We start from the raw sequence: 25,135 nt of genomic DNA, 5'->3' as shown, positions 1-25,135 counted from the left end.
TTTAATCCGGTTCAAACCGCGACCAGGGGCGGATTGTCGGGAACAGAGGAGGGGGCCGGGCCGCCGAACCGACGCGGGCGCTCGAACGACGGGGCGGTCAATCGTCGAGCGCGCGCCGGTCAGTCGTCGAGCGCGCGCTGGACGGTCGCGACGGCCTCGCGGAGGGCGTCCGTCGCGCGGTCCTGCGGGAGTTCGTACTCGATCACGAGCGGGGCGGCCAGGTCGGCGTGGTCGTCGAGCAGGCCGACGAACGAGGCCACGTCGAGCTGTCCGGCGCCGGGCACGTCCTCGATCTCCGCCTCGGAGGTGTCCTTGAGGTGGCAGGCGACGATGCGGTCGCCCAGGTCGCGGACCACGTCGTCGGGGCGCACGTCCTCGACGAGGAAGTGGCCGGTGTCGGCGCAGAGCCCGAGGCGGTCGTGGTCGTAGCGGTCGAGGACGCCGCGAACGTCATCGATAGTCGAGAAGACCCGCGAGAGGTCGTCGTGGTGGACCGACGAGTAGTTGTGGATGGCCACGTCGAGGCCGAACTCGTCGGCCAGCGCGACCAGTTCCTCGGTTATCGGGTCGGCCGCGGGCGGGTAGTTGACGGTGAGGTACTCCGCGCCGAGGCGGTCTGCGAACGCGGCGTGTTCGCGGGCCTCGCCGGGCGATTCGAGGTCGACGACGCCGTAACCGCAGACGGATACGTCCGCGGCGTCGAGCGCGTCGAGTCCGGCGGCGACCGCCCCGTCGTCGTGGTCCGGCGCGAGGTGGTGCCCCCACAGTTCGAGGTGCGTCACTCCGGTTTCGTCGAGTTCGGCGAGCAGGTCGACGAGCGAGAAGTCCCGGAAGACGACGCTCTGGACGCCGATATCGTAGTCGCTGGACATGAGGGCGTAGATGCGTGAGACCGGCAAAAGGGTTCCGCCGCGGGAGACACGGACCGGAATCGGAGTGGGTCCGGAGAGGTCGATGGCCGGGGGAGGGCGGGCTCCTCAGCGCTCGACGACTCGGGCGGGCACGTCGCCGTCGGGCTGGGTCGTCATCTGCGGGGCGAGTTCGAGTTCGGCCCGCGGTTCGAGTCGGTAGCGGCTCGCGACGGTCGCGAGCACGAGACGCGCTTCGAGGCTGGCGAACCGGCGGCCGATGCAGTCGCGCGGTCCCGCGCCGAAGGGAACGAACGCGTACCCCTTCGACCGGGGGCTCGCGTCGCGCCAGCGCGACGGCCGGAACCGCTCGGGGTCGTCGTAGAAGCGCTCGTCGCGGTGGATCGAGACGACCGAGAGGTGGGTCGTCGTCCCCTCGGGGACGCGGTGGCCGTCGACGGTCACGTCCTCGGTGGTCACTCGCGGGATCGTGTGGATCGGCGGGTAGAGCCGGAGCGTCTCCAGGAGGACCCGCTCGGTGACCTCGAGGTCCGGGAGGTCCGCGAAGGAGGGGCGAGCGCCATCGGTCGCCGCATCCGCCGCGCCGTCCCCGAGCACGTCGTCGAGTTCGGCGTGGAGTCGCTCGCGCACTTCGGGATGGGTGCCGAGCAGGTGCAGCGCGTAGGTCATCGCGAGCGCGGTCGTGTCGTGGCCGGCGAAGATGAACCCGGTCACCTGGTCGACGATGTCCGCGTCCGAGAGGTCGGCGTCGCCCCGCTCGCGGAGCGCGACCAGCGTCGACAGCAGGTCCTCACCGGCCTCGCCGTCGGTCGCGACCGCCGCTTCCCGCTCGGCGAGCAGTCGCCGCGCCTCGGCGTCGAGCGTCTCGCGCGCCCGGGCGAACCGCCGGCGGGCGGGCGTCGGGACCCAGTCGGGGAGCACCCACGAGGTTGGTTCGAACCACAGATTGAGCGCCGAGGCGGCCCGCCGCAGGTCCGCGTCGCCGTCGACGGCGAGCCGTCGGTCGAACAGGGTCGCGAAGAGGTTCTCCAGCGCGAGCGACCGCATCTCCGCGTGGACCGAGATCCGCTCGCCGTCGGCCCAGCGGTCGGTCCGGCGGGCGGCGAGTTCGACCATCTCCTCGGCGTAGCCGCGGATCTTCCCCGGGTAGAAGAACTCCTGAACGGCGTCGTGTTGGCGCTCCCACTGGTCGCCCTCGACCGACAGGAGGTTCTGCCCGAACGCGACCGAGAACGCCTCGCCCTTGCCGAAGGCGTCGCGGTCGGTCACCAGCGCCCGCTCGATGTGGTCGGGGTGGGCGAGCACGCAGAGGTCGCCCTCGCCGAGGACGCGGGCGAACAGGCAGTCGCCTGCCCGGTCGGTCGCCCAGTCGACGAACGCGAACGGGTCGCGGGCGTACCGATGGGTGTGTCCGACGACGGGCAGCCCCGGCGGCGAGGGCGGCGGTCCGGCGGCCGACCCGCCCGCCCCGTCGGCCCCCGCTTCCTCGGAGTCGCTCATACGACCGGGTAGCGAGCGCCCGGGCCGAAAACCTGTCGCCCCGCGGCGGTCGATGGGGAGTGGGCGAACGGGTACCGACCCGGTTCGACCCGCTCCGTTCCTCGCGGCGCGGGCTTCCGCGAGGCGACGTTTTATCCGCGCAGTCGCCATGGGTGGCCCATGGACGTTCTCATCATCGGCGGCACCGGGCTGATAAGCACCGGCATCGCGCGCCAGGCGGTCGACGCGGGCCACGACGTGACCGCGTTCCACCGCGGCGAGACCGACGCGGACCTGCCCGACGCGGTCGCCCACGTCCACGGCGACCGCAACGACGACGAGCGGCTGGCCGAGGTGGCCGAATCGGTCGACCCCGAGGTCGTTATCGACATGGTGTGTTTCTCGCCGGACCAGGCCGAGAGCGCCGTAGAGGCGTTCGACGGCGTCGAGCAGTTCGTCTTCTGCTCGACGGTCGACGTGTACCACCGACCGCTGGAGGCCAACCCCGCCACGGAGGAGGCCGCGCGCCACCCGCCGGTCAGCGACTACGGCGCCGACAAAGCCGAGTGCGAGGACGTCTTCTTCGAGGCGGGCGGCGACGCCTTCGCGACGACCGTGATCCGGCCGTGGAGCACCTACGGCGAGGGCGGCCCGGTCATCCACACGATGGGCTGGGGCACCTACTACCTCGACCGCGTGCGGAAGGGCGAGCCCGTCATCGTCCACGGCGGCGGCGCGACGCTGTGGGGCCCCTGTCACCGCGACGACGTGGCCGGCGCGTTCGTCGAGGCTATCGGCAACGAGACCGCCTACGGGGAGGCCTACCACGTCACCAGCGAGGAGGTCATCTCCTGGAATCAGTACCACGAGTACGTCGCCGACGCCATGGACGCGCCCGAACCCGAGATGGTGTACATCCCGACCGACAAGCTCGTCGCGGCGGTCCCCGACCGGACGGACCCGCTGGTCGACCACTTCCAGTACTCGACGGTCTTCGACAACAGCAAGGCGAAACGGGATCTAGATTTCGAGTACACGATCCCATTCCGCGAGGGGGTCGAGCGGACCATCGACGACCTCGAACGCCGCGACGCCATCGACGACGCCGACAGCGAGAACGACGACGAGATAATCGCGGCGTGGCGCGACTCGACCGCGTCGTTCGTCGAAGCGTTCGACGGTTGAGAGGCGGGACGAACCCCGGGTAGCGAGGTGCGGCCCGCCGGATCCTTCACTCGATGTCGTACCGGACGATGTCCTCGGAGCCGCAGGTCGCGCAGACGGAGGTGTCGGCCTCGACGGTGGTGCCGCAACGCCGACACTCCGCGACGACGGTGCCCGGGTCGTCACGCGCGACCAGCGAGGCGAACAGTCCCACGGCGATCACTCCGGATGCACCGGGTCCTCGCAGTCGGGGCACTCCGCGAAGAGCTTCGGCCAGTCGCCCTCGGACTCGTAGCGGATCAGCAGGTTCGCCGGCGGGATCATCACGTCGCAGTTCGGACACGTGCCGAGCGGTCCCCCCCGGAGTTCCCTGTCGTCCGTCCCGGCCATGCCCCGCGATACCATACCCTGTTCCGTAGTTATTTCCCGTATAACGCCGGTAATGCGGTCCTTTACCCGGTGTCTGCGAGCCTGCGTCCGGGGCTCACTCGACGGCGACGACTTCGACCTCGAAGGTCAGCGCCTCGCCGGCGAGTTCGTGGTTGAAGTCGACGGTGACCGTCTCGTCGTCGGCGTCGACGACCTCGCCCGGGAGGCCCTCCTCGGTCTGGATCTCCAGCCCCTCCTCGATTTCGCGGCCGCCGAGCATCTCCGCGAACTCGTCGGCGCCGTACTCGACGACGCGGTCGTCCGTGTACTCGCCGTAGGCCTGTTCGGGCTCGATCTCGACGGTGTCCTCCTCGCCGGCCTCCATGCCGACCAGGCCGTCTTCGAGCCCCTCGATGATGCGGCCCGAGCCGATCTCGACGGTGAGCGGCTGGTAGTCGCGGTCGGGCTGGTCCTCGGTGAGCCCCTCCTCCTCCGCGACGGACTCCAGCGACGTGTCGAAGACGCTGCCGTCGTCCAGTCGTCCTGTGTACTCGATGGTCACGGTGTCGCCCGTTGAAATAGCCATACCGACCGGAACAGTGCCCGACGGATAAGCCTGCGGTCTGGAGGGCGTATCGGTGTTCGGTACAGGCTACAGCACCAACAACAGAATCAGAAATATTTTCATTTTCCTCGGACAGATTCTCGTCATGGATGCAGGGGAATCAATCGGCCTCCGTATCCGCGCAGCGGCGCGTATCACTGCGGGAGTGCTGATCGCCAGTCTCGGTAGCATCATCACGGGACTAGGGGGCGCCAGCGGCGGTGATGCCGTCCTCGCCGGGGCCGCGGTCTGGATCGTTTCCCTTTTCGCCGGGCTCGTAGTCGCTCTTCAGGGCGTCATCGTGTTGGTAGAAGGTGTGATCGATTCAATCGAGTGACGGCCTGAACACGGCGTCCTCTAGACGTTCGTCTTGTACAGTTCGCCGTCATCGTCGTACCGCGCCTCGAAGATGCGGTCGAACTGGTCGTCGGAGATGGACACGTCGATAGCCCCCACGTTCTCGTCCAGTTGCTCCACGGTTCGAGCGCCGACGATGGGCACGCAGTCGAACTCCCGCTGGTCCATCAGCCAGCGGAGCGCGACCTGCGCGGGCGAGGCATCCACCTCGTCGGCCACCTCGCGTACCGCGTCGAGGACGTGCCAGCCGCGCTCGGAAACGTACCAGTCCTCGAACATCGGGTCCAGGTCGGCGCGGGTCCCCTCGTCGGCGTCGAGGTCGTAGGTGCCGTCGCCGACGCGCTCGTACTTGCCCGTCAGGAACCCGCCGGCCAGCGGCGAGTACGGGCAGACCGCGAGGTTCTGGTCGGCGCACACGTCCAGGTACTCGGCCACGTCCTCGTAGTAGGCGGCGTGGAACAGGGGCTGGGTGACGGAGAAGGCCTCGTAATTGTTCACGTCGGCTTTCCAGAGCCCCTTCGCGAGCTTCCAGGCGTCACAGGTCGAGATGCCGACGTAGTGGACCTTTCCCTCCGAAACCAGGTCGTCGACCGCCCGGAGCGTGTGCTCGATGGGCGTCTCGTCGTCGAACCGGTGGAGATAGAGAATGTCCAGATAGTCCGTCCCCAGTCGGTCGAGCGAGCCCTCGACCTCCGCGCGGACGTTCTTCTTCGAGAGGTTCTCCTGGAACCGCGAGACCGTCGACCAGAAGCACTTCGAGGCGATCACGTAGTCCTCGCGGTCCTCGCCCTCTAACCACTCGCCGATCCAGCGTTCGGAGTCGCCACCGCCGTAGCCGTTGGCGGTGTCGATGAAGTTACCCCCGCGGTCGGCGTAGGCGTCGAGCAGTTCCTGGGCCTCATCGCGGCCCGTCTCGACGACGCCGTCGTGTTCCTTCCCGAAGCGCCACGTCCCGAGACAGATGGGCGAGACCTGCAGGCCGGTCTCCCCGAGTCGTACGTACTCCATACCGGCCGCTAGGCCGCCGCTCGCTTAGTGGTTGGTTTCGCGGAACCGCGTGATGTTCGCCGGACAGCACCGGTGGACGACACGGGCCGAGCGCCGGGGTACGGGGACAAGCGGCCCGCACGCGCCGGCTCCGACCTTTTCCGGCGGCCGGCCCAACGGCGGCTATGCGGTTCCTGCAGCTGTCGGTGCCCGCCGAGCGCCGCGAGGCGGTGCTGGCGGTCCTCGACGGGCACGACCTGGGGTACACGGTCGCCGAGGGCGACGGGGCGAAGGAGGGCCACGCACTCGTCTCGGTCGTCGTCCCCGCCGACGCTGTCGAGAGCGTCCTCGACGACCTCGACGAGGCCGGCTACGACAGGGACACCTACACCGTCTCCATCGAGGCGGAGTTCGCGAGCTTCGAGGGCATCGACGCGGTGCAGTCCCACTGGGCGGAGACGCCAAACCGGATCGCCCCGCGGACGCTCCGCTCGAAGGCGCGCGATATGCGACCCAACACGCGGTCGTACGTGTGGCTGATGTTCCTGAGCACCGTCATTGCCACCGCCGGACTGCTCATCGGCTCGCCGGCCGTCCTCGTCGGCTCGATGGTGCTGGCGCCCCTGGTGGCCCCGATGCTCGCGGCGAGCATCGGCGCGGTCCGCAACGACCGGGCGATGGTCGCCGACAGCCTCCGCCAGCAGGCGATCGGCCTCGGCGTCGCCGTCCTCGGCGCGGTGGCAGCGAGCCTGCTGATCAGGTACCTCGCCATCGTCTCGGTGACGCTCGACGTGACGACGGTCGACCTGTTCGCGGTGCGGCTCTCGCCGGGCCTGCTGTCGGTGGTCGTCGGCCTCGCCGCCGGCGCTGCCGGGGCGTTCGGGCTGACGACCAAGGGCAACGTCAGCATCGTCGGCGTGATGGTCGCCGCCGCCCTGGTCCCGACGGCCGCGGTCGTCGGGATCGGCGTCGCCTGGGGCGCCGCGAGCGTCGCCGTCGGCGCGCTCGTGTTGCTCGGGCTGACCATCGTCGCCGTCAACGTCGGCGGCTACCTGATGCTTCGCTACCTCGGCTACCACCCCGAGGAGGCCGAGGGGCCGCTCCTCGACCTGGAGTCGACCGCCGAGACGGCTCGGTTCGCCGCGACCGTCGTCGCGGTCGTCGCCGTCGTCGCGGTCGTCCTCGCCGGCTCAGTCCAGCACGTCCGCTACGAGTACGCCGTCACGCAGGCGACCTCCGACGTGATCACGGACGAGGGATACGGCCAGCTGTCGCTCCGCGGCGTCACCGTCCAGTACGCCGGGATCAGCCCCGTCGAGACCCCCACGACCGTCTCGGTGAGTCTCACCCGCATGTCCGACGAGTCGTACCCGTCGCTCCCGAACGAACTCGCCCGGCAGATCTCGGACCGGACCGGCGAGGACGTGACCGTCCTCGTCACCTACACCGACTACGAGCGGTCGAACGCCACCGGGACCGCGTCGGGGACAGGTTCGACCGGACCCGCGGCGGGGGCGAGTTCGACCGGGACTACGTCCGGAACGGGTGCGACGATCCTCGTCCGCCCGGCGGCCCCCCGGTGAGCGGTCACTCGCTCCCGTCGCTCTCCCCGTCGTCCGCTCGCGCCCCTTCGTCGCTTTCCTCGTCACCTTCGTCGTCCTCGTCCATCCGTTCGGTCTGTTCGACCGCGTCGATGTCCCCCTCGCCGCCGCCGTACTGTTCCTGCCCCTCTTCCGGGTCCTCCGAGTCCTCCGTGTCGTCGTGGCCTTCCTCGTTTGCCATGGGCCGCGTTCGGCGCCGACGCGCAAAAGGGGCGGACTTGCCGTCGCAGGCGCGATTCACTCCACGCCGGCGCCGCTCGGCGCGTCCGGGAGTTCGACGGGGTCGCTGTCGATGCCGAGTTCCTCCAGCGCCCGCTCCAGGTGCTCGGCCTCGGCGTACTCGGCGCCGTCGGCGACGCGGATCCGCTGAACGGTCGCCAGCACCTCGCCGCGGCGGTCGTCCGGGATGTCGTACTTGTCGGTCGCGAGCTCGATGGTAAGTCCGTTGTGGTCGCGGGTATACAGCGAGTGGAAGATCCCCCGGTCGAACTCGTTGTAGCCGTGGCCGAACTCCTCCAGGGCGCGCTTCACGTCCGCGAAGCGCTCGGGGTCGATGCTGAAGGAGAGGTGGTGGACCGACCCGATCTGGTGGCGAAGCGGCGACGACGACGACTCGCGGTCCTCGGTCACGAAGAAGGTGAGGATGCGGCCGTCCCCCGTGTCGAAAAACAGGTGCGTCGAGTCGGGGTCGTCGAGGTTCGGCTGTCGGAGCACCAGCGCCATTCCGAGCAGGTCGCGGTAGAACTCGACCGTGTCCGCCTCGTTGCTCCCGATGAGCGTGATGTGGTCGGTGCCGGTCGTGTGGAACGGGCTCTCCGGGGGCTCGGCCGTGATCTCGGGACCGCTATCCTCTGACATACTCCGCCGTAGGGACGAGAGCCCCATAGGTCCCCCGCCGACGGTGGTCCGCTCGGCCCACCCCTACCGCACCCCGCGACCGATAGATTGATAGTCGATTACCGGTCCGGTACGACCAACGTACCCCGAGTAGATGACGCCTATCGAGACCGCCGCGGCCGTCGCCGTGCTCGCTCTCGCCGTCAGTCTCGGACTCGTCGCGCACGAACTCGCCCACGCGGCCGTCCTGCGCGCCGCGGGCGTGGCCTACCGGATCGACTGGTTCCCCGGCGACGACACCGGGGTCCTCGGCGCGGGCCTGCGCGGGCGCTGGGCTGCGGTCAGGCCGCGCGCGACCGCGGAGACGCCCGCCTGGGTCCTGCGGTGCTCGGCGGTGATGCCGCTCGCGCTCGCCGCGCCGCTCGCGCTCGTCCCCTTCGGGTTCGTCCCTGACCCGTTCGCCGGCGAGGGGGTCGCCCGCTTCGCCGCCGTCGGGTGGATGGCCTGCGCGCTACCGAGCCCGCAGGACTTCTCCGTGCTGTGGTACGCCGACGCCGCCGTCGCCGAGGCGACCGACACGAGCGCGACCGACGAGTCGCCGGCGGCGTGACCGCCGGCGAGCGACAAGTAGGGCCGCGATACTCCGCGACACCGCGCCGGCGCCGTGCCGGGGCGCCGATAGGCGCCTGTTTCCTTTTTCCGTCGCTCCCCTATCGGAGGGACCGATGTCAGACCCCGACAGAGACGCGGAGGCCGAGCGCGCGACGGACGTGCGGTTCGATAACTGGCCGGTCAGGCGCTACGACGCCTACGAGGTCAGCGACGAGCGCGAGACGCCGGCGACCGAGGAGGGCGAGCCCGAGCGGATGGACGACGTGGAGTGGATCGGTATGGCGCCCTCGGGCGGCGGCTCCGACAGCGCGTACATCTACGAACCCGAGAACGACACGGTCCACGAGGGCCGGTTCGACCGGGAGAGCGGCCGGGTCGTCCTCGACGAGGACGGCGACCGGCGCGAACTCGACGAGGAGGAGACCCTGGGCGACCACCTCGTCGACGTCGGCGAGGACCACGACTGGGGCTGGCTCTCCTCGTTCGCCCGCGAGCATATGGACACGCCCGACCACGACCCCGACGACCCGACCGCCGGCCACCACCTGCCGCCCGGCTTCGACCACGAGGCGACCGAGTTCCAGCGACGGAACCTCGTCGACGACGCCGACGAGGACGCCGCGTTCTTCGGGTCGCACACCTTCGCCGACGACACCGACCGGGTCCACGTGCTCGAACGCGAGTTCGGCGTCACCGCCGAGAGGGCCGACGGCGCCGACGTACACGTCGAGGAACGGTACCTCGTCGCCGAGGAGCCCCGCGAGGAGGACCGCGCCGGGGACGCCGACATCGTCGAGGAGCGCGAGTACGACCTCGCGCTCGACGTCGACCCCGACGAGGGGACCTGGGTCAACGAGTCGGAGGGGCTCCTCCGGGAGTGGCACCGGCGACACCTCGCCCCGCCCGAGCGCGAGGAACATCGGCGCGTCGACCGCCGGCCGGCCGGACCGGGCGACGCCGCCGACTGACCCCTTCGACCCGGGGGCTCGTCGGACCGGGTCGGCGGGCCGACCCGGCGAGATCCGGCCGCGACCACAAGTGCGGCGGGGTCGTACCGGGAACGGTGCCCGACGGAATCGTCCTCCAGGCGCTCGACGAGGCGGTCCGCGCGGCCGTGCCGTCGTGGCTGGTGCCGGTCTTCCTCGGGATCACCAGGCTCGGCAACGTCGGCGTCTTCCTGGTCGCGTTCGCCGTCGACTACTGGTTCGTCGACCGCGAGCGCGGCGCCCACGCCATCGGGGTCGTCGTCGCCGGGATGGCGGCCCTGACCGCGCTGAAGTACGTCTTCGCCGCGCCGCGGCCGCCGGCCTCGGTCAACGTTGTCCCGACCGGCGGCCACAGCTTCCCGAGCGGCCACGCGATGGGTGCGACCGTCGCCTACGGTACCCTCGCCGTCGACCTCGACATCGGGTCCGACCGCCTCCGCTACGCCGCGGCGGCCGTCCTCGTCGGCCTCGTCGCGCTCTCGCGGGTGGTCCTCGGCGTCCACTTCGTCCGGGACGTGCTCGCCGGTGTGGCCTTCGGCGTCGCCTTCCTGCTCGCCGCCTTCGCGCTGACCGGCCGGGACCCGCGCCGGGGGTTCCTGCTAGCCGCCGGTGCCTCCGCCGTCGCGCTCCTCGTCAGCGAGTTCAGCTACGACGCCGTCGGCCTGCTCGGGCTGGCGCTCGGCGCGGCGGCCGTCTGGGAGGCCGTCGAACACAGTGGGACCGTCGAGCGACCGCTGTGGCGCCTCGCGCTCGTCGGGGGCGTCCTCCCCGCCCTCGCCGGCCTGGGCTACGTCGCCGTCGTCGTCGAGCCGTCCCCGGCCGTCGTCTTCGCCTGCGCCGTCGCACTCGGGGCCGGCCTGATCGGTCCGCCCGCCGTCGTCGCGGCCGTGCGCGGCGAATCGCGTCCCGGGCTGTCGTCGCTCCGCTCCTGAACCTCCGGCGTCGACAACCCCCGGCGACCGCCGGCAGCGACTCTCGCGACTACTGGCGGCGACCCCCGGCGACTGCCGGCAGGCGCGTTATGCGGCCGGACGGCTAACTTCGCGCGTCATGTCGTTGCTCGGTCGGGCGGTCGACCTGTACGGGTACGTCTTCCACCCGAGCACCGTCATCGGACTCGGCGTCCTGCTACTGATCCACTACGAGTGGGCCGGCCAGTCGGCGGACCGCTCCGTCCTCTGGAAGCGCTGGGGAGCCTTCGTCGGCGCCGGCGTGCTGGGGTTCGTCCCGACGCTCGCGTTCTTCCTCTTGCAGCGGGGCGCGCTATCGCAGGCGTTCTCGGGCAGCAGCTGGCAACTCGACATGATGGTCGCCACGGGCGTGGTCCTCGGGGCGGCGATCACCTGGGGCGTGTGGCGCCGCTACGACTGGGGGCGGCTGGTCCCCGGCGGGATGGCGGCGCTGATCGCGGTCGTCCCGCCCTACGCCGTCCTCTCGCCGTTCTGGGACATCTCCGGCCACGTCATCTTCGCGGTCGCGCCGACGCTGTACCTCGCGCTGCTCGACCGGAAGTTCCTCCCGCTGGTGGCGATCCCCGTCGTCATGGTGCCGACCCGGGTGCTCGTCAACGCCCACAGCGCACTGGAGTCGGTCGCCGGCTTCGTCGTCGCGGCGGCTATCGTCGTCGCCGTCTACCTCTGGTGGTCCCCGGGCACCGAACGCGAGACTGCGGCCGCGCCGGCCTCCTGAGCGAAGAGGGGCCGGAATCGTCGACCACAGCTACCGGCGCCGCTCACAGCGAGTAGGCGAGCCGTTCGCCGGTCTCCAGGCCGTTCCGGAGCGCCGCGTGCAGGCGCGCCTCGCCGGCAACCCAGTCGCCGAGCGGGTAGAGGTCCGCCTCGGCGACCGCCTCGACCGCACCCTGCCGCACGCCCTCGTCGGGGAGCGCGTAGCGCCACCCCTGGTGGTCGGTCCACGCGGGGTCGGCCAGCCGCTCGTCGTCTAGCACGTCCGCAGTCAGTTCGGCGAGGTCGGTCACGTTCTCCGCCGGGTCGTCGTCGTAGCGCTCGACCGACCACTCGGGGTTGGCCTGCACCACCAGCACCGACTCCCTGTCGGGGACGTGACCGTCCTTGCACTCCTCGCGGGCGATCCAGCCGATCTGGTGGTCCCGGTCGGGGTTGACCAGCGCGTAGTACGGCCGGTCGAGTTCGAACTCGTAGCCCAGGACCGCCGTCCAGATCGTCCGGTAGGGGACCGCCTCGGCAGCCTCGGCGAGGTTCCGCCGTGCATCGCCCTCCCACCCGGCGTCGCGCAACAGCTCTGCGCTCTGCGGGGCCGGCGGGTTGAGGAGCAAGGCGTCGAACGGCCCCCACTCGTCGCCGTCGGTGTCGACGACGCGCCACCGGTCGCCGTCGCGGACCAGCGTCTCGGCTCTGGTCGAGTTCTCCACCGTCGCATCGGTTTCGCCCAGCAGGCGTTTGGCGATCTGAGTGAGCCCCTGGCGGTAGCTCCACTTGTGCTCGTCGGCGTCCCGACCCTCCGAGACCTGCCCGTCGGCGTCGAAGGTATAGATCGGTTCGGTCACGTCGACGAGTCCATCCGAATCGAGCGTCTCCGTCAGGAGTTCGACGACGCGGTCGTCGTCGCTCTTGACGTAGTTGGCGCCGTAGTCGTAGGTCACGTCGCCGCGGCGGCGGGTGGCCGCCCGGCCGCAGACGCCCCGGGACTTCTCCAGCACCGTTACCTCGGCCGACGGGACCGCCCCGTCGAGCACGTACGTCGCGGCCGCGGCCGCCGCGCCCGCGCCGACGACTCCTATCTCTGGCATGGCGGCCGTTCGGACTCCTCTGACTAAACGGGTGGTATCTCCGATCGGTCGTGTGTTCGTGGTCCGGGAACCGCTGGCCGGTAGTCGTCGCTCCCGCTCTCGGTAGCAGACGATGAAAGCCCTCGGCCCGCTCGCTAGCAGTCATCACCACCGCACTGCACAACTGGCGATGAAAGCCCTCGGCCCGCTCGCTAGCGGTCGTCACAACCGCACTGCACAACCGGCGATGAAAGCCCTCGGCCCGCTCGCGGTCGCTGACCGGGATATCCGCGCTCGGACAACCGCACCGCCCCGCACTCGCGCGGATAGTGCCCGCTCAGGCGACTAAAATGGACGCGAGCGCGCCTCGCCCTTTCAGTCCACCAGGACCGCACCGCCCCGCACAGCACCCAAGACGGCCACACACCTCCCCAGCCGATTGCGATGCTCACTTCGTTGCGCTTCTCATCCCTCGCGCGGCTACGGTCGCGCGCATGAAAGCGCGCTCCAGCGCGCGCCACCGCAGTTCGACGGTCACGCCCTCTTACCCGTCAACGAGCGGTATCGAGACGCCCCGGCCGTCGCGCTCGACCGTCGTCCCGAACTCGGCCGAGAGCGTCCGGACGCGCTCGCGGACCCACGCCGCCACGTCGCCGCTCGCTCGGCGGACCTGTTCGTCGACGATCTCGACGGGCGCGACGCGCAGCCGATCCAGCCGGCCGTCCTCCACGGCGAGTTCCACGCGGGCGCTCCGGTCGTTGTGCAGACCCTCTTTCACGATGTAGTCGTCCACGTAGTCGCCCAGATCGTACAGGATCGGGCGGCCCTGGTAGACCTCGATCCCCTGGAGGACGTGGGCGCTGTGGCCGTGGACCACATCGACCCCGCGGTCGACGAGCCAGCGGGCGAACCGCCGCTGGGTCGCCGACGGCCGGACCTCCCAGTTGGGGCCCCAGTGCAGCGACGCCACCACGAGGTCCGGGTCGCGTTCGTAGACGCTCTCCAGCATCGCCCCGACCCGCTCCCGCGTCTCCGGCCGCTCGGGGTCGAGCCGGAGCCACGCCGTCCCCGCGCTGTCGGGGCCGGCGCGGTAGGACCGGGACTGGTCTGTCAGCGCGATCACCCCCACGTCCAACTCGCCCGCGGACGCGACGGTCGGCTCGAACGCCGCCGAGCGGTCGCGGCCGGCGCCGGCGGCGGCGATCCCGGCGTCGTCGAGGTGGTCGACTGTGTCGGCCAGCGCCGTCGGCCCGAAGTCCAGCAGGTGGTTGTTCGCCAGCGACGCGAAGGAAGCCCCGGCCGCCGAAAGCGCCGGGACCGCCCACGAAGGGTCGGCCCGGAAGTAGTAGCCTCGGTTGGGCGTCCGCTCGCCGCGGGTCGAGAGCGCGCATTCGAGGTTCAGGACGAGGCCGTCGAGCCCCCGGAGCGCGGGCAGCGTCGACCCCCAGACGCCGGCGGGGTCGGCCCGTGACCCCGCCGATTCGCTGTCGGCCCACCGCTCGTCGACGCTCCGGCCGAGCATCGCGTCGCCGGCGAACCCGAGCCAGGCATCGGCGTCCCCGCGGACCGTCGCGGGCGTCGGCCGACGGGAGCGGCGCCTCGTGGCCCCGCCGAGTCCCGCCAGCGCGGTCACGGAGGCGGCCGACCCCGCGAGGACGGCCCGCCGGGACGGGGTCACGGTCGGTCGCCTTCCCGGAGACGCATCAGTCGATGTGGATCGCGGGTTTGGCCGGCTCGGCCTTCCCGGCGAGGTCGTCGTCGGGGCTCGCGCGACGGACCTCGATCTCCGCGCCGAACTCGTCGGCGAACAGCCAGCCGGCCGCCTCCAGCACGGCGAGTTCGCGGTCGGCGTCGAGCACCGGTTCGAGCGCGCCGGCGCGGTCGGCCAGTTCCCCGAGGTACTCGGCGGCGCGGTCGCCGGCCTCGCCGACGGCGTCGTCGTCCAGCGCCGACCCGACGACGGCGTCACCGGGATCGGCCGTCCGAACGTGCTCGTAGGCGCGGTACTTCCAGTCCTCGGCGACGACGATCTCGATGGTCCCGGGGTCGTCGATGTCGACGACCTCGGTGATGTCGCGCACGTCGTCGAGCGTCCGGTCGACCAGCCGTCGCTCCAGTTCGTAGTCCTCGATCTCCTCGGCCACCGCGGGCCACTCGGCCTCGACGACCATCCCCTCGGTGTCGAGCAGGTTCCACATCTCCTCGCCGAGGTACGGCGCCATCGGCGCGACGAACCGCGTCAGCGCGCCCAGCCCCCGCTCGTAGGTCGCCTCGTCGACGGGCCCGTACTCGGCGTAGCGGCGGAGCAGGCGCGCGAACCGCTGGATCTCGCTGACGACGCGGTGGAAGCGGAACCGCTCGTACTCCTCGGCGACCGCCGTTATCGTCCGGTCGATCTCGCGTTCGAGGTAGGCGTCCTGGGGCGCCGACTCCTCGCGGGTCGCCACGTCGTCGCGGTCGGCGACCATCGCGTAGAGGCGCTGCTGGAAGTCGTACACGTCGCCGACGCTCTTGACCGTCCACTCGAAGTCCTGCGCCGGGTGGGCGGCCGAGAGGAGAAAGAGTCGAGTCGTCTCGGCGCCGTACTCGTGGGGCGCGATGGCGTTGCCCTTCGAGGAGGACATCTTCTCGCCGTCGTACAGCACCGTGCCCTGGTTGATCAGCCGCTCGACGGGCTCGCGCGTGTCGAGCAGGCCCAGGTCCGCGAGCGCGCGGGTGAAGAATCGGATGTAGAGGAGGTGCAGGATGGCGTGTTCCTCGCCGCCGACGTACACGTCGACCGGGAGCCAGTCGCTTGCGCGGTCGGTGTCGAACGGCGCAGAGTCCAGGTCCGGCGAGAGGAACCGGAGGAAGTACCACGAGGAGTCGACGAAGGTGTCCATCGTGTCTGTCTCGCGCTCGGCGGGGCCGCCGCACTCCGGACACTCCACGGACTTCCACTCCTCGCTCTCTTCGAGGGGGTTGCCCGCGGTGCGGACGTACGGCGGGAGTTCGACGGGCAGGTCCTCGTCGGGGACGGGGACGCGGCCGCAGTCGTCGCAGTGGATCATCGGGATCGGGGTGCCCCAGTAGCGCTGGCGCGAGATGAGCCAGTCGCGCAGGCGGTACTCGACGGCCGACTCGACGCCCGATTCGCCGAGTAGTCGCTCGCGTGCGGCGGAGCTGGCGAGGCCGTCGTACTCGCCGCTGTTCGTGAGCATCCCGTCGTCGGTGTAGGGCGCCCCGGGCAGGCCCGTCCCGCTGCCGTCGACGGGTTCGACGACCTGTTCGACGGGGACGCCATGGGCGTCCGCGAACGCGTGGTCGCGCTCGTTGTGCGCGGGCACGCCCATCACGGCGCCGGTCCCCACGTCGTCGAGGACGTAGGCCGCGACGTAGACCGGCAACTTCTCGCCAGTAATTGGGTGCGTGGCCGTCAGGTCCGTCTCGACGCCGGAGGTCCCGCCGGCGTCGGCGCCCGCGCTGGTCACGTCCTCGACGTACTCAGCCACCTCGTCGTCGGTCTCCGCGACCGCACGCGCGAGGTCGTGGCCCGGCGAGAGCGCGACGAACGTTGCACCGTAGACCGTGTCGAGGCGAGTGGTGAACACGTCCACCGCCGTCTCCGTGTCACCGCCCTCGTCGGTCACGTCGAAGGTGACGTGTGCGCCCTCCTGGCGGCCGATCCAGTTGCGCTGGATGTCACGGACGCTGTCGGGCCACCCGTCGAGGTCGTCGAGCCCCGCGTCGAGTTCCTCGGCGTAGTCGGTGATCGTGAAGAACCACTGGTCGAGTTCCCGCCGTTCGACCGGCGTCTCGCAGCGCCAGCAGACCCCCGCAGCGTGGGCGTGGTCGACTGCGCTCGATTCGGCCTCGGCGTCGTCCGGCCGTTCGACCTGGGCGTCGGCGAGCACCGTCTCGCAGTCCGGACACCAGTTGACGCGGGCGCCGGTGTACTCGACGAGGTCCTCCTCGTAGAAGCGCTTGAAGAGGTACTGGTTCCAGCGGTAGTACTCGGGGTCGCAGGTGGTGACCTCCCGCGACCAGTCGTAGCCGAAGCCCATCGTCTCCAGCTCCTCGCGCATCTGCTCGATACAGGAGCGGGTCCACGACTCGGGGTCCGTGCCCCGCTCGTAGGCGGCGTTCTCGGCGGGGAGGCCGAAGGCGTCCCACCCCATCGGCTGGAGCACCTCGTCGCCCCGCAGCGAGCGGTAGCGGGCGTACGCGTCGGTGATCGCGTAGTTGCGCACGTGACCCATGTGGAGCGTCCCGGAGGTGTAGGGGAACATCCCGAGGACGTACGTCGGGTCCGCCGCGTCGTCGGACACCTCGTAGACCCCTTCGGCGTCCCAGACGTACTGCCAGTATCTTCTCACTTCTTGCGAAGAATACCACGTGTCGCGGTAGCTCATGTTGATACCGCTACCTAGCCGTAGTGATGGGAAAAAACTACCCGCTAGTCCGCCACTGCCGACAGAGAGCCGGAGTTATGACTGTGCTTCTGCCGGCTGTTCATCCTCCCCCTGCTTGCTGTTGTAGAGGATCACGACCACAGACGCCACGAACGCCCCACCCAGAAAGCCTGCAATCAGCTCGCCTGCTGTCCCGCCGCCAGTTTGGAAAGTGGCGAAGAGTCCGAATCCGACGATCGCGAGCCACTGAAACCGCTTCGGTCGATCTGACATACCCAGGAAATTGCTAGAGGCTTAGATATAATTGCGGGACTGTTTAGCGACAAAGAAGATACCCCGGCGGCAGGAAAGAATCGCGATTACACCTCTTCGTAACTCAATTCCTTGAATATCTCTCGCGCGTATCTGTGAGCTGTTTCGCCAAGTATCCCCTCTTCGGGGTTCGAAATTCGCAGGTCGGCCCATTCCGCGACAGCTACCAGAGCCTCATACGGCGGCGTTTCGCCTTCGAGATCGGCGGCATAGTGGTCCCGGGCCGCCAGACACGCTTTTAGTAGCGTCTCCCGCTTCGAGTGAACGCGGTCGGCGTTCCGACACGATACGATACCCTCTAAGACTGCTATCAGAGACAGCGCCCCACCGCCAGAACCGTGAGCGAAACAATGCCACTCGCCGTCTGAGTCGTCGACATTGAAGTTGGTGCTCTCTTCATCCTTCCGTGATGTTCCGCCGTGTTTTGGGTGTGGACCCTGCCAGTCACTTGGGGACGGGTTCGACGTGTCCTCACGGTGGGATTTGAATGGTCCAGTATCGGCTACGTCGGTTAGCTCTATCTGGTAATACGGGTTCTTGTCGTTCTCGCGACCGTCACCGACGCCGGCGCCCCCACTGCCGCCGTAGTCGTCGCTCACGTCCCCGCCCGTGTCCTCTTCGAGCGACGAGCCACACTCGGGACACTCGGGGGTGTCGGCGTCGATCTCTCGGGAACGGACGGCGGTTTCACACTCGGGACACTCTTCGGTTTCGTACCTGGCTACCAGCTCGTCGACGACGCCTTGAGCCTCTGGTATCTCATCTTTCGGGGTCCCTTGGACGTGTCGCCACGTCCCGCCGGTCATGCGCCCGCGGTCGTACATCTCAATCTGTCCCACGGCGTCGAGTGGTTCGATAAACTTCCCGTAGTCGCCAGGAAGCTCACCGCGAACCCATACGTGTAACCCCTCGCCGCTCGACGATACTTCCGCGTAGCCGCCTAAATCGTCAATTATCTCCCACACTTCCGCCGGGACTTCGCCCGTCTCCGGGTCACGAACGTCGTCGAAGTCGACGAAGAGTAGGTCGTTCTCGACGGACGCCGGCGGAATCAGGACCGCCGGTTTCACCGTGTCCGGCGTCTCGTCGGGGAACGGCCACGTATCCGCGATCTCGCCAACCGGGAGCGACGCGACCGACGCTGCCTTGTCGTAGCTGCGCCGCGGGTCCTTGTTTCCATCTTCAGCCCATTCTGCTGGGTACATATGACCGTTTTGCCAAGGGGCACGGGCCGTTTTCCCCAGATCCGGGCACCACACTACCCATACGTCGTAGTCTTTGAGGGGTTCGGGGATATGATAGCCGTCGGGTTCGACCGTCGGCGTCCCGTCGTCGGCGCCCGTGTCGAGATCGTCGAGTATCTCGCGAGCCGTGACCGGTGCGACGCCCAACGCTCCGGCCAACTCCGGAACGTCTACGTCGTCGTTCGCGTCGAGATACCGCGACGCTCGAATCCGCGGGTCAAGTTTCTCGCTCATTGTTCCGCGCTCCCGTCGGCCAGCGCAACGCCGCGGCGCGCTTCGTCCTTGAGCTTTCGCCCCTTCGGCAGGAACCGCCGCGTAAACTCGAAGCCGTCCTTTAGGACTATCAGATTCTCGCTGGCCCGTGTAAAGGCGACGTACCACGTTCTCCATTCGTTCCGGCGTTCGGCTTCGTCTCGGTTCATGCTCTCCATGATCCGTTTCGTTACGCCGTCGTAGACGGCCACAGTCTCGGCTTCGTTCCCTTTGCTCGCGTGGATCGTGTAGACTTTCGTGGGGAGGCTTCCACCGACCGGGTGATTGTTCTCTCGGAGCGCGTTCCCCAGCGCTCCGAAATCGCGATTTGAGAACGCTCGCCCCAGCCGCCCGGTCTTGTTGAGGTAGTGCAACGACCGCGATGCTTGAGTGTAAGTTCCCCAAAACTCCGGTTCGACGTATTCCGTCAGGTCACTCGCCGTAACCGACTCTTCGGCGTCGACCCAGCTCGAAGCCGTTTCCGTTATCTTCGACCGCTTTTCGGTGAGATACTTCGCGTTCGCTCGGTCGAGCAGTGTGGCAGCTTCCGTCGGTTCAAGGACGACACGCGACGGGTCGACGCCGCTCTCACCGTCGCTGTACTGGCCGAGTCCTGACCCGGCGCTATCCTTGAACATCGCGGGTTCGAGTCGCTTGATTTTCTGCAGTGCGTTGTAGATAGCCACGCGGTCGCTCATACTGTCGTTAGCCGGCGCTCCCCAGCCGGTCACGTCCGACGACGTGGGCACCTCGAAGAGTGTCCCCGCCTCTTCGAGCGCACGTGCCACGCCGTCTAACTGGTGTGTGGTCCGGGTGAGTAACATCGTGTCGTCGCCGTAGCTCTCGACAATATCGGCGGGACCGTATTCGTCCGACGGGTTCGGGACACGCCAGCCGTCGCGGTCGTGGGAGAACGTAGGTGAGCGTTGAACCTGGAACACGCCCCGACTATCGCGTTCGACTTCCGGCGGCTCGTGAGCATTCGAGAGTAGCCGTGTGGCCGGCTCCCAGTGCTCGAAGGGGACGCGGTAACTCTTCGGTAGCAGTATTTCGGGGTAGTCGAGTCGTTGGTAAAACTCCGGGTCGGCTCCGTCGTAGGTGTTGACCACCTGGTGCGGGTCGCCCGCTGCTATCACGATCTCCGTGTTCTCGGCCCACTCTTCGGCCAGCTTTGCCATGAGCGGGTAAGCGTCGTGATACTCGTCGATGACCAAGATCGACTTCCCGGGCGTAACCCCCTCTTCGAGCGGGGCCGCCAGCATCTCCCAAAAGTCGATTATGTTGTTGCTGTCCTTGTAATCCTCCCAATCCCGATATGCCCGAGGGATCGACCCGCGGTATTTTTCTCGCAGATCCTGAATCGCCGGAATTTTTCGCAGGTCACTCTCGTCGGTGGGGTCGAGTAGATTCTTATTCGCGTAGTTGAACACGCGAAAGAGGAGCTGGCCTGGCGGGTTGTCCCACGGCGTCGACTTGTCATATTTCAGGTTCCGGCCGGCGCAAAACGCCTTCTTGTCCCCGTATTCTGCCGGGTCCGGCGTCCCGCCCACCACTCTCGACGCGACCGCGTGAGCCGTCCCGATGTACTTCGTCGCGCCACGGTTCGGTTCCGACAGCTCTTCGTCGTCGACGACGCCCCACGCGGAAAGCCGCCGTAGCGTATCCATCGCGAGCGACTTCCGGTAGGTGATCCACACCACATCATTGATCGAGTAGTCGTGATCGCGGAGTAGCTTCGCGACGCGAGCCGCCGCGTTCGTCGTTTTCCCGGTCCCCGGCGGTCCGAACAGTTTCACCGACTCGTCGGCCGGGTAGTCGTCAATCCCAGCGATCTCTATATCTTCGAGTGCCAGAGTGCCGTTCTCGTCGCTCATGCGTCACCACCCCCGATAGCGCCCACGTCGCGGCCGTCGGCAGCTTCGTCTTCGTCCCGCTCGGCCATGCTCCCTGCGCCCTGGCCTTCCGGCTTGGTCGCTTCCGGTTGATAGGCGGCTGGTGCCGCGAAGTCGCCCGTCAGGGTCCAGAACGTATCATATCGACCACCAACGTATTCCTGACTTGATACGCTGGTTTGCCCTTCAACCGTGAATCCGCGAGCGTCTAATTCGTTCTGCAGCGCCCGAACGGACACGTCGTATTCTTCGGCGGCGTCCTTGGCCCAATCGTTCGGGAGCATTACCATGTCGACGCGCCACTCGGGGCATTCCTGCTCGGGCGCGTCCGTGTCGACCGGCTCAACGCCTTCCGGTGGGTCGTTGTTGACTTCGACGAAAACGCCTTGCATATCCGCCGCGTCCTCCAAATCTCCGAAGCCGTCGGCGTTCCGAACCCGCTTCTTGAGGTACTCGACCCCGTTCGTCCGTGGCCCTGTCGACACCTTCTCAACCCCGTGAGCCTCTTCTTGGCCGACGATGAACTCGCGCCACTCGTCCGGATCGCGATAGTCCGGCTGCGGATCGTCGAGATACGGTCCGCCGGACTCATAGACGAGATCGCGAAAATTCGGCCAGCCGAAGTGTCCCCGGCGCCCGTCCCCAGAAGCCGTTTCGACAGTCACGCCCCCAAAGTCCCACACGTAACGCGTGTCCTGGATGTGGTCCGTCGTTCGGATAACGCGCACCTCTTCGATGTTGTCGGCCACCCACAGATTGAGCGGCTGGCCGTCGTCGGCTTCGACTTCCTGCACTTTCCGTGCTATCAGACTCTTGGCTTCGGTCTTGTTGAGGCGCGAAACCTCCGACACGGCTTTGGCGAAGCGTCCTTGTGGCGTATCCAGGCCGTCCGCGAAACATTCTGCGAGCGTGTCGGCCAAGTCCTCGACGGCCTCTTGCTCTTTTTTCATCTGTACCGCAACGGAAGCCTCTTGAGCGGCTTCGAGCTGGGTAAGACACTCTTCGAGCGCGGTCGTTGCCCGCTCGAACGGCGAAGCGTCGGCGCCGGTCACGCCGAACCACCTCTATTCTCCATACGGGGGTCCCCCCCATCCCCCGCGAAGCGAGCCGGTCTAACCGCGCCGGGACAGGGGGAGAGGGCGGTGCTGTTCCGTAGGCTCAAATTCGCGACACTTCGACACCGGTTTTCGGCTAACTCATGTGGGGTTGGTTCGGGAGGGTATATAATAGAGCGACTGAGATCGCACTGGGTGGGGGGGTCCCCCGTATGGGAGATGAGTGGGTTCATTCGTCCTCCCGACAGAACGGACAGCCGCGGGCGTCGGCCAGACTCTCGGCGGTCCGCCGCGACAGTACGCGGTCGCACTTGTCACACTCCTGCCGATCCTGCTCCGGCGGTGCGCCACTGCTCATTTCACGAACCCTCCAGGGCCGCGCGTGCGATCTCGGCAAGCGCGCCGTCGCGGTCGGCCACACGCTCGAAGGCTTCCCGGCGCTCCGCAACGGACTCGCGGATCTGCCGTCCGCACTTGACGCACTCGTACACCTGTGGGTTCTCTGTGCTTTTGAGCCGGCCACCACAGTCACCGCCAGTGCATTTGTAGTTCGTCCCGCTCATCGACTCTCACCCCACTCCCCGAGATCGGCCTGTTCGCTGCTATCCTCCCACCGCTGCCAAAGCTCACCCAGCTCGTCGAGCGGCGTGCGCGGGTCGCACTCCCACAAGAACCTCGCCTTTGAGTGGGTCGGAGTTTGGTGATTCGGCGGATTATTTGCCGTTGCGTCGCGAGTGTCGTCCTGGGCGCTCTTGCGAGCGTCCCGACCACGGCACGTCGGGGAATCTTTGGTAGGGTTGGCCGACGTGTCGTGAGAGTCGTTTTTCATGCTCATGGGTCGGACAGGCAGACAGACACCGGCACGCCTGGCCGTGGGGATTGAAGACCACAGAACCCGTATTCGTACTTGCTTGGGCGTTCTGTGGTCCGTCCCCAGCGGACCCATGCCGTTCACACCGACAAGCGGTGCGTCTGTGTTTTGCCTATCACAGCCTTCGCCCGCCGATTGCTTGTTAACATGAGAACTAACTGAGGTGTGTTAGTGGGAATGTTTTTTATAGTAGGTAACTGGATATAGTTAGTATGGTCCAAGGGAATCCGGGTTTCCTGACGGATAGCCAACGCGAGTATCTAGCCGCGAGCGAAGAGGAACGCAAGAAGATGCGTGAAAAGAACCCAAACATTACTCGACGGATCCGGCAGAGTCTAAACGGCGCGCAAGAGGATTGGGCTCGGGTATTTGAGTCGGATGCCGATCTGTTCGATGGGTGGGATTTGACAAAAGAGAGAACTATAAACACGATCTACCAGCGGAAAGATGAGAAGGTCCTATCGGGCGTGAAAAGCTCGATAGCTCAGTCTAAAGCCTATGGTTCTGATGATTTAGTAGATCTGGATGGGGAAACGCCGGACGAACTGCTAAACGAAATGGAAAAGAACCAGTCTCAGTTACGGAATTTTGTTGCCAAGTCGGTCGTGCAAGGACTGACTGACAGTGGTGAGGATATAGAAGGATTCTCTGACGAACAGATGCGGCGGTTGATTGAGATCGTATTCCCTGAAAAGGAAAAAGTAGAGGATACTATCGTAGAGGAGTTTTCTGACCGATAGTCGCCGTTTGCCTGGCCTTTCCGTTTTATGTTAACAGCGATGTAAGAGTTGCGTATATGGAGCGGAAAATGGTCCCGTTGTACCGTGACAAGCGGGAAATGAAACTCTGGAAGCGGGCCGAGCGAAAGGCGCGACAAGAAATGCGCGGCAGCCCTCGCGAAGGCCGGGTGTTGGCACGCATCTGTGCCGACTACCTGGGGGAGGAGACGGGGGGTTCGGGGAGTGATAGCCATGACTGACGAGATCGAAGTCCCACCAGAAGTAACGGATCCGTCGGTACAAGCAATAGGTTACACGCTTGAAGAAAAAGTTACCATCCTATTTATGGGTGAACGCCGAGTGGCAGATGAAGGTACGACAGTACCCGGAACATTATGCGAACCTGGCGAATATACAACTGAAGATATCCATGATTTCTGGTGGGAAAACGGCGCCTATCCCGCCTTGAGGGATGGAGACACGGGGACGATCTATGTCCCGCTCCCCGGCGATAAAGTGGGCGAAGCGTCTGAAAAGATATTCTGGATGAAGGAAGCAATCGAGGTGGATGAATGATGTTCGGGGACAGTGACGACAGACGACGAGAGGAAGCCAAAGAAGAGCGCGAAAAAGAGCGGATGCACCGGATGCACAGCCAGGCTCTCAGTGGCACCGAGGGAGAGCGAAACAAGGCGGAGATACTTTCGCAGCTCTCCGAGATCGACGACCTGCCGATTGGCGATGACGATCCGGTGCTTGGGCAGCTCACCTCCCAGATCGCAAGTACCACGAACCTCAGCGAGGAGGACATACGGAGCGAGGAGTGGGTTTTCGAGTACATCCGGCTCTTGGACGGGGCTCGATATCCCCCATCGTACGGGATCACCGGCGACCGCCGCGCGTGGGTGTATGACAACATGGCCGAGTATCGCTTAGCTCAGGATAACGAGGACTCGGCCACAGCAGAGGCGTTCGTCGACAACGCGAAACGCGCGCTTACACGCTCCGAAGGCGCGAAGGTAATCGAGGAAAGCACCCGGACCGTCAATGAGAGCGTCGTCCGCGACGAGTCGCAAGACAGTGGCGGTGGTTCCGGCCTGCTCGGCCGGATGGGGCTGAAATAATGGCAGCCGAGGACTCTTCAAAGACGGCGGTAGTTGAGGATCAAGAGGGGTACGTCGACAAGGAGCGCAAGCGGACGATCTTGGAGAATCGAGCCAAGATCGACGAGGTTGCGGAGAGCGTATTCCCCGGAAAGGCGCGCGAAGAGTATCCCGAAGAGTATGCGTGTCGGATGTACCACGAGCCCGTCCGGACGTATCTCATGTCCATCGAGCCGCTTTTGCGTGATTTCAGCCTCAAGGGCGCTGAGGATGCGTATCTCAATGCCCCACTGGGGAAGGTGACACTTGCCCCGCCGCCTGAATTTCAGTCAATGCCTGGCGAAGCCGAGCAGATCAAGGACCGCGGGTTCCGGCTGCTTTCCGACCCGATAGAGCCGGAGACAAAGCGGATTGAGGGACTGAAAGAGGTGATCGAGCGCGAGGGGTATAGTGAGACGTGGAAGGTACACATCAACTGGATCCGAGGGTACGAGAAAAAACACGACCCGCCACAGTGGCAAACCGTGAGTGCCGAAGAGCATATGCCGCGAATGGCGCTCATCAACGCCGTCCGCGTGGCCGACGAGTTCCTTCAGGAGGCGAATGTGGGGCTGTCGGTCGGTGGGTCTCAGGAGACCGAAGCCGACTATTCGGATATTGATGAGGTGGATTCGTTCTAAAA

General features: G+C 67.0%; 28 protein-coding genes. 11 read left to right on the top strand and 17 right to left on the bottom strand.

All coding sequences use genetic code 11. The features are described from left to right. Nucleotides 1-119 precede the first annotated feature (119 nt). Nucleotides 120-872 carry a sugar phosphate isomerase/epimerase family protein gene (locus ACMGFI_RS13760; protein ID WP_436910353.1) on the bottom strand — a complete coding sequence of 251 codons (753 nt, stop codon included), beginning with the start codon at nucleotides 870-872 and terminating at the stop codon, nucleotides 120-122. 105 nt (nucleotides 873-977) lie between these two features. Then, nucleotides 978-2,369: a cytochrome P450 gene (locus ACMGFI_RS13755; protein ID WP_436910352.1), complete on the bottom strand. Its 1,392-nt coding sequence runs from the start codon at nucleotides 2,367-2,369 to the stop codon at nucleotides 978-980. A 159-nt stretch (nucleotides 2,370-2,528) separates the two neighbouring features. Between ACMGFI_RS13755 and ACMGFI_RS13750 the strand changes: the two genes are divergently transcribed. Beyond that, on the top strand, nucleotides 2,529-3,533 hold the full coding sequence (locus tag ACMGFI_RS13750) for an NAD-dependent epimerase/dehydratase family protein (protein WP_436910351.1): 1,005 nt from the start codon (nucleotides 2,529-2,531) through the stop codon (nucleotides 3,531-3,533). A gap of 46 nt (nucleotides 3,534-3,579) precedes the next feature. On the opposite strand, the gene ACMGFI_RS13745 is transcribed toward ACMGFI_RS13750, so the two are convergent. The 3 genes from ACMGFI_RS13745 to ACMGFI_RS13735 form a co-directional block, all read right to left on the bottom strand. Then, nucleotides 3,580-3,726: a hypothetical protein gene (locus tag ACMGFI_RS13745; RefSeq protein WP_436910349.1), complete on the bottom strand. Its 147-nt coding sequence runs from the start codon at nucleotides 3,724-3,726 to the stop codon at nucleotides 3,580-3,582. Nucleotides 3,727-3,731: 5 nt separating this feature from the next. After that, nucleotides 3,732-3,917 carry a DUF7837 family putative zinc-binding protein gene (locus ACMGFI_RS13740; RefSeq protein ID WP_436910347.1) on the bottom strand — a complete coding sequence of 62 codons (186 nt, stop codon included), beginning with the start codon at nucleotides 3,915-3,917 and terminating at the stop codon, nucleotides 3,732-3,734. Nucleotides 3,918-3,996: 79 nt separating this feature from the next. After that, nucleotides 3,997-4,467, bottom strand: coding sequence for an FKBP-type peptidyl-prolyl cis-trans isomerase (locus ACMGFI_RS13735; RefSeq protein WP_436910346.1), 471 nt, complete (start codon nucleotides 4,465-4,467; stop codon nucleotides 3,997-3,999). A 52-nt stretch (nucleotides 4,468-4,519) separates the two neighbouring features. Here ACMGFI_RS13735 and ACMGFI_RS13730 point away from each other — a divergent pair, with 52 nt between their 5' ends. Beyond that, the gene (locus ACMGFI_RS13730; RefSeq protein WP_436910344.1) at nucleotides 4,520-4,822 is read left to right on the top strand and encodes a hypothetical protein; all 303 of its coding nucleotides are present in this window, start codon (nucleotides 4,520-4,522) and stop codon (nucleotides 4,820-4,822) included. Between the two features lie 20 nt (nucleotides 4,823-4,842). Here the strand turns inward: ACMGFI_RS13730 and ACMGFI_RS13725 are convergent, their stop codons facing one another. Then, entirely contained in the window at nucleotides 4,843-5,850 is a 1,008-nt protein-coding gene (locus tag ACMGFI_RS13725) for an aldo/keto reductase (protein ID WP_436910343.1), read from the bottom strand. Between the two features lie 164 nt (nucleotides 5,851-6,014). Here ACMGFI_RS13725 and ACMGFI_RS13720 point away from each other — a divergent pair, with 164 nt between their 5' ends. Continuing rightward, nucleotides 6,015-7,412: a DUF389 domain-containing protein gene (locus ACMGFI_RS13720; RefSeq protein WP_436910342.1), complete on the top strand. Its 1,398-nt coding sequence runs from the start codon at nucleotides 6,015-6,017 to the stop codon at nucleotides 7,410-7,412. Between the two features lie 4 nt (nucleotides 7,413-7,416). Here the strand turns inward: ACMGFI_RS13720 and ACMGFI_RS13715 are convergent, their stop codons facing one another. Beyond that, on the bottom strand, nucleotides 7,417-7,611 hold the full coding sequence (locus tag ACMGFI_RS13715) for a hypothetical protein (RefSeq protein WP_436910340.1): 195 nt from the start codon (nucleotides 7,609-7,611) through the stop codon (nucleotides 7,417-7,419). A 56-nt stretch (nucleotides 7,612-7,667) separates the two neighbouring features. Continuing rightward, complete coding sequence (locus ACMGFI_RS13710; protein ID WP_436910339.1) at nucleotides 7,668-8,288, bottom strand: VOC family protein; 621 nt, start codon at nucleotides 8,286-8,288, stop codon at nucleotides 7,668-7,670. Nucleotides 8,289-8,421: 133 nt separating this feature from the next. On the opposite strand from ACMGFI_RS13710, the gene ACMGFI_RS13705 reads away from it, so the two are divergent. From ACMGFI_RS13705 to ACMGFI_RS13690, 4 genes are all read left to right on the top strand, one after another. Then, on the top strand, nucleotides 8,422-8,877 hold the full coding sequence (locus ACMGFI_RS13705; RefSeq protein WP_436910338.1) for a hypothetical protein: 456 nt from the start codon (nucleotides 8,422-8,424) through the stop codon (nucleotides 8,875-8,877). Nucleotides 8,878-8,992: 115 nt separating this feature from the next. Next, nucleotides 8,993-9,847, top strand: a complete 855-nt coding sequence (locus tag ACMGFI_RS13700) for a hypothetical protein (protein ID WP_436910337.1) — start codon at nucleotides 8,993-8,995, stop codon at nucleotides 9,845-9,847. Nucleotides 9,848-9,942: 95 nt separating this feature from the next. Next, a complete protein-coding gene (locus ACMGFI_RS13695; protein WP_436910336.1) occupies nucleotides 9,943-10,797 on the top strand; it encodes a phosphatase PAP2 family protein in 855 nt (284 codons plus the stop codon). Nucleotides 10,798-10,915: 118 nt separating this feature from the next. Continuing rightward, on the top strand, nucleotides 10,916-11,554 hold the full coding sequence (locus ACMGFI_RS13690; RefSeq protein ID WP_436910335.1) for a phosphoesterase: 639 nt from the start codon (nucleotides 10,916-10,918) through the stop codon (nucleotides 11,552-11,554). Nucleotides 11,555-11,597: 43 nt separating this feature from the next. Here ACMGFI_RS13690 and ACMGFI_RS13685 read toward each other — a convergent pair whose 3' ends face one another. From ACMGFI_RS13685 to ACMGFI_RS13645, 9 genes are all read right to left on the bottom strand, one after another. Beyond that, a complete protein-coding gene (locus ACMGFI_RS13685; protein ID WP_436910333.1) occupies nucleotides 11,598-12,635 on the bottom strand; it encodes an NAD(P)/FAD-dependent oxidoreductase in 1,038 nt (345 codons plus the stop codon). Nucleotides 12,636-13,158: 523 nt separating this feature from the next. Continuing rightward, nucleotides 13,159-14,292 (bottom strand): CapA family protein, encoded by a 1,134-nt coding sequence (locus ACMGFI_RS13680; RefSeq protein WP_436910332.1) that lies wholly within the window; start codon nucleotides 14,290-14,292, stop codon nucleotides 13,159-13,161. 25 nt (nucleotides 14,293-14,317) lie between these two features. Continuing rightward, nucleotides 14,318-17,005 carry a leucine--tRNA ligase gene (leuS, locus tag ACMGFI_RS13675; protein ID WP_436910331.1) on the bottom strand — a complete coding sequence of 896 codons (2,688 nt, stop codon included), beginning with the start codon at nucleotides 17,003-17,005 and terminating at the stop codon, nucleotides 14,318-14,320. A 75-nt stretch (nucleotides 17,006-17,080) separates the two neighbouring features. Next, the gene (locus ACMGFI_RS13670) at nucleotides 17,081-17,278 is read right to left on the bottom strand and encodes a hypothetical protein (protein WP_436910329.1); all 198 of its coding nucleotides are present in this window, start codon (nucleotides 17,276-17,278) and stop codon (nucleotides 17,081-17,083) included. Nucleotides 17,279-17,364: 86 nt separating this feature from the next. After that, a complete protein-coding gene (locus ACMGFI_RS13665) occupies nucleotides 17,365-18,795 on the bottom strand; it encodes a hypothetical protein (protein ID WP_436910328.1) in 1,431 nt (476 codons plus the stop codon). Next, nucleotides 18,792-20,687 carry a UvrD-helicase domain-containing protein gene (locus ACMGFI_RS13660; protein WP_436910327.1) on the bottom strand — a complete coding sequence of 632 codons (1,896 nt, stop codon included), beginning with the start codon at nucleotides 20,685-20,687 and terminating at the stop codon, nucleotides 18,792-18,794. The genes ACMGFI_RS13665 and ACMGFI_RS13660 overlap by 4 nt, the downstream gene beginning before the upstream one ends. Further along, nucleotides 20,684-21,757: a hypothetical protein gene (locus ACMGFI_RS13655; protein WP_436910326.1), complete on the bottom strand. Its 1,074-nt coding sequence runs from the start codon at nucleotides 21,755-21,757 to the stop codon at nucleotides 20,684-20,686. Before ACMGFI_RS13655 ends, ACMGFI_RS13660 begins: the two co-directional genes overlap by 4 nt. Before the next feature lie 232 nt (nucleotides 21,758-21,989). Next, complete coding sequence (locus tag ACMGFI_RS13650) at nucleotides 21,990-22,118, bottom strand: hypothetical protein (RefSeq protein WP_436910325.1); 129 nt, start codon at nucleotides 22,116-22,118, stop codon at nucleotides 21,990-21,992. 1 nt (nucleotide 22,119) lies between these two features. Further along, nucleotides 22,120-22,323, bottom strand: a complete 204-nt coding sequence (locus ACMGFI_RS13645) for a hypothetical protein (protein WP_436910324.1) — start codon at nucleotides 22,321-22,323, stop codon at nucleotides 22,120-22,122. Between the two features lie 520 nt (nucleotides 22,324-22,843). Here ACMGFI_RS13645 and ACMGFI_RS13640 point away from each other — a divergent pair. From ACMGFI_RS13640 to ACMGFI_RS13625, 4 genes are all read left to right on the top strand, one after another. Further along, nucleotides 22,844-23,371, top strand: a complete 528-nt coding sequence (locus tag ACMGFI_RS13640) for a hypothetical protein (RefSeq protein WP_436910323.1) — start codon at nucleotides 22,844-22,846, stop codon at nucleotides 23,369-23,371. A gap of 231 nt (nucleotides 23,372-23,602) precedes the next feature. Next, nucleotides 23,603-23,926, top strand: coding sequence for a hypothetical protein (locus ACMGFI_RS13635; RefSeq protein WP_436910322.1), 324 nt, complete (start codon nucleotides 23,603-23,605; stop codon nucleotides 23,924-23,926). Continuing rightward, nucleotides 23,923-24,474 (top strand): hypothetical protein, encoded by a 552-nt coding sequence (locus tag ACMGFI_RS13630; RefSeq protein WP_436910320.1) that lies wholly within the window; start codon nucleotides 23,923-23,925, stop codon nucleotides 24,472-24,474. Before ACMGFI_RS13635 ends, ACMGFI_RS13630 begins: the two co-directional genes overlap by 4 nt. Continuing rightward, nucleotides 24,474-25,133, top strand: coding sequence for a hypothetical protein (locus tag ACMGFI_RS13625; protein ID WP_436910318.1), 660 nt, complete (start codon nucleotides 24,474-24,476; stop codon nucleotides 25,131-25,133). The genes ACMGFI_RS13630 and ACMGFI_RS13625 overlap by 1 nt, the downstream gene beginning before the upstream one ends. The last annotated feature ends 2 nt before the right edge of the window (nucleotides 25,134-25,135 follow it).

Source organism: Halosimplex marinum (genome assembly GCF_051414075.1).
GTDB lineage: Archaea > Halobacteriota > Halobacteria > Halobacteriales > Haloarculaceae > Halosimplex > Halosimplex marinum.
Note: the sequence above shows the minus strand (reverse complement) of the source record. Positions and strands in the feature narration are given on the sequence as shown.

Coding starts and splice junctions, on each gene's coding strand:
- ACMGFI_RS13645 (WP_436910324.1), bottom strand. CDS start 22,323: ATGAGCGGGACGAACTACAAATGCACTGGCGGTGACTGTGGTGGCCGG.
- ACMGFI_RS13750 (WP_436910351.1), top strand. CDS start 2,529: ATGGACGTTCTCATCATCGGCGGCACCGGGCTGATAAGCACCGGCATC.
- ACMGFI_RS13740 (WP_436910347.1), bottom strand. CDS start 3,917: ATGGTATCGCGGGGCATGGCCGGGACGGACGACAGGGAACTCCGGGGG.
- ACMGFI_RS13630 (WP_436910320.1), top strand. CDS start 23,923: ATGATGTTCGGGGACAGTGACGACAGACGACGAGAGGAAGCCAAAGAA.
- ACMGFI_RS13755 (WP_436910352.1), bottom strand. CDS start 2,369: ATGAGCGACTCCGAGGAAGCGGGGGCCGACGGGGCGGGCGGGTCGGCC.
- leuS (WP_436910331.1), bottom strand. CDS start 17,005: ATGAGCTACCGCGACACGTGGTATTCTTCGCAAGAAGTGAGAAGATAC.
- ACMGFI_RS13705 (WP_436910338.1), top strand. CDS start 8,422: ATGACGCCTATCGAGACCGCCGCGGCCGTCGCCGTGCTCGCTCTCGCC.
- ACMGFI_RS13650 (WP_436910325.1), bottom strand. CDS start 22,118: ATGAGCAGTGGCGCACCGCCGGAGCAGGATCGGCAGGAGTGTGACAAG.
- ACMGFI_RS13760 (WP_436910353.1), bottom strand. CDS start 872: ATGTCCAGCGACTACGATATCGGCGTCCAGAGCGTCGTCTTCCGGGAC.
- ACMGFI_RS13685 (WP_436910333.1), bottom strand. CDS start 12,635: ATGCCAGAGATAGGAGTCGTCGGCGCGGGCGCGGCGGCCGCGGCCGCG.
- ACMGFI_RS13700 (WP_436910337.1), top strand. CDS start 8,993: ATGTCAGACCCCGACAGAGACGCGGAGGCCGAGCGCGCGACGGACGTG.
- ACMGFI_RS13710 (WP_436910339.1), bottom strand. CDS start 8,288: ATGTCAGAGGATAGCGGTCCCGAGATCACGGCCGAGCCCCCGGAGAGC.
- ACMGFI_RS13690 (WP_436910335.1), top strand. CDS start 10,916: ATGTCGTTGCTCGGTCGGGCGGTCGACCTGTACGGGTACGTCTTCCAC.
- ACMGFI_RS13725 (WP_436910343.1), bottom strand. CDS start 5,850: ATGGAGTACGTACGACTCGGGGAGACCGGCCTGCAGGTCTCGCCCATC.
- ACMGFI_RS13635 (WP_436910322.1), top strand. CDS start 23,603: ATGACTGACGAGATCGAAGTCCCACCAGAAGTAACGGATCCGTCGGTA.
- ACMGFI_RS13665 (WP_436910328.1), bottom strand. CDS start 18,795: ATGAGCGAGAAACTTGACCCGCGGATTCGAGCGTCGCGGTATCTCGAC.
- ACMGFI_RS13715 (WP_436910340.1), bottom strand. CDS start 7,611: ATGGCAAACGAGGAAGGCCACGACGACACGGAGGACTCGGAGGACCCG.
- ACMGFI_RS13670 (WP_436910329.1), bottom strand. CDS start 17,278: ATGTCAGATCGACCGAAGCGGTTTCAGTGGCTCGCGATCGTCGGATTC.
- ACMGFI_RS13735 (WP_436910346.1), bottom strand. CDS start 4,467: ATGGCTATTTCAACGGGCGACACCGTGACCATCGAGTACACAGGACGA.
- ACMGFI_RS13625 (WP_436910318.1), top strand. CDS start 24,474: ATGGCAGCCGAGGACTCTTCAAAGACGGCGGTAGTTGAGGATCAAGAG.
- ACMGFI_RS13660 (WP_436910327.1), bottom strand. CDS start 20,687: ATGAGCGACGAGAACGGCACTCTGGCACTCGAAGATATAGAGATCGCT.
- ACMGFI_RS13640 (WP_436910323.1), top strand. CDS start 22,844: ATGGTCCAAGGGAATCCGGGTTTCCTGACGGATAGCCAACGCGAGTAT.
- ACMGFI_RS13720 (WP_436910342.1), top strand. CDS start 6,015: ATGCGGTTCCTGCAGCTGTCGGTGCCCGCCGAGCGCCGCGAGGCGGTG.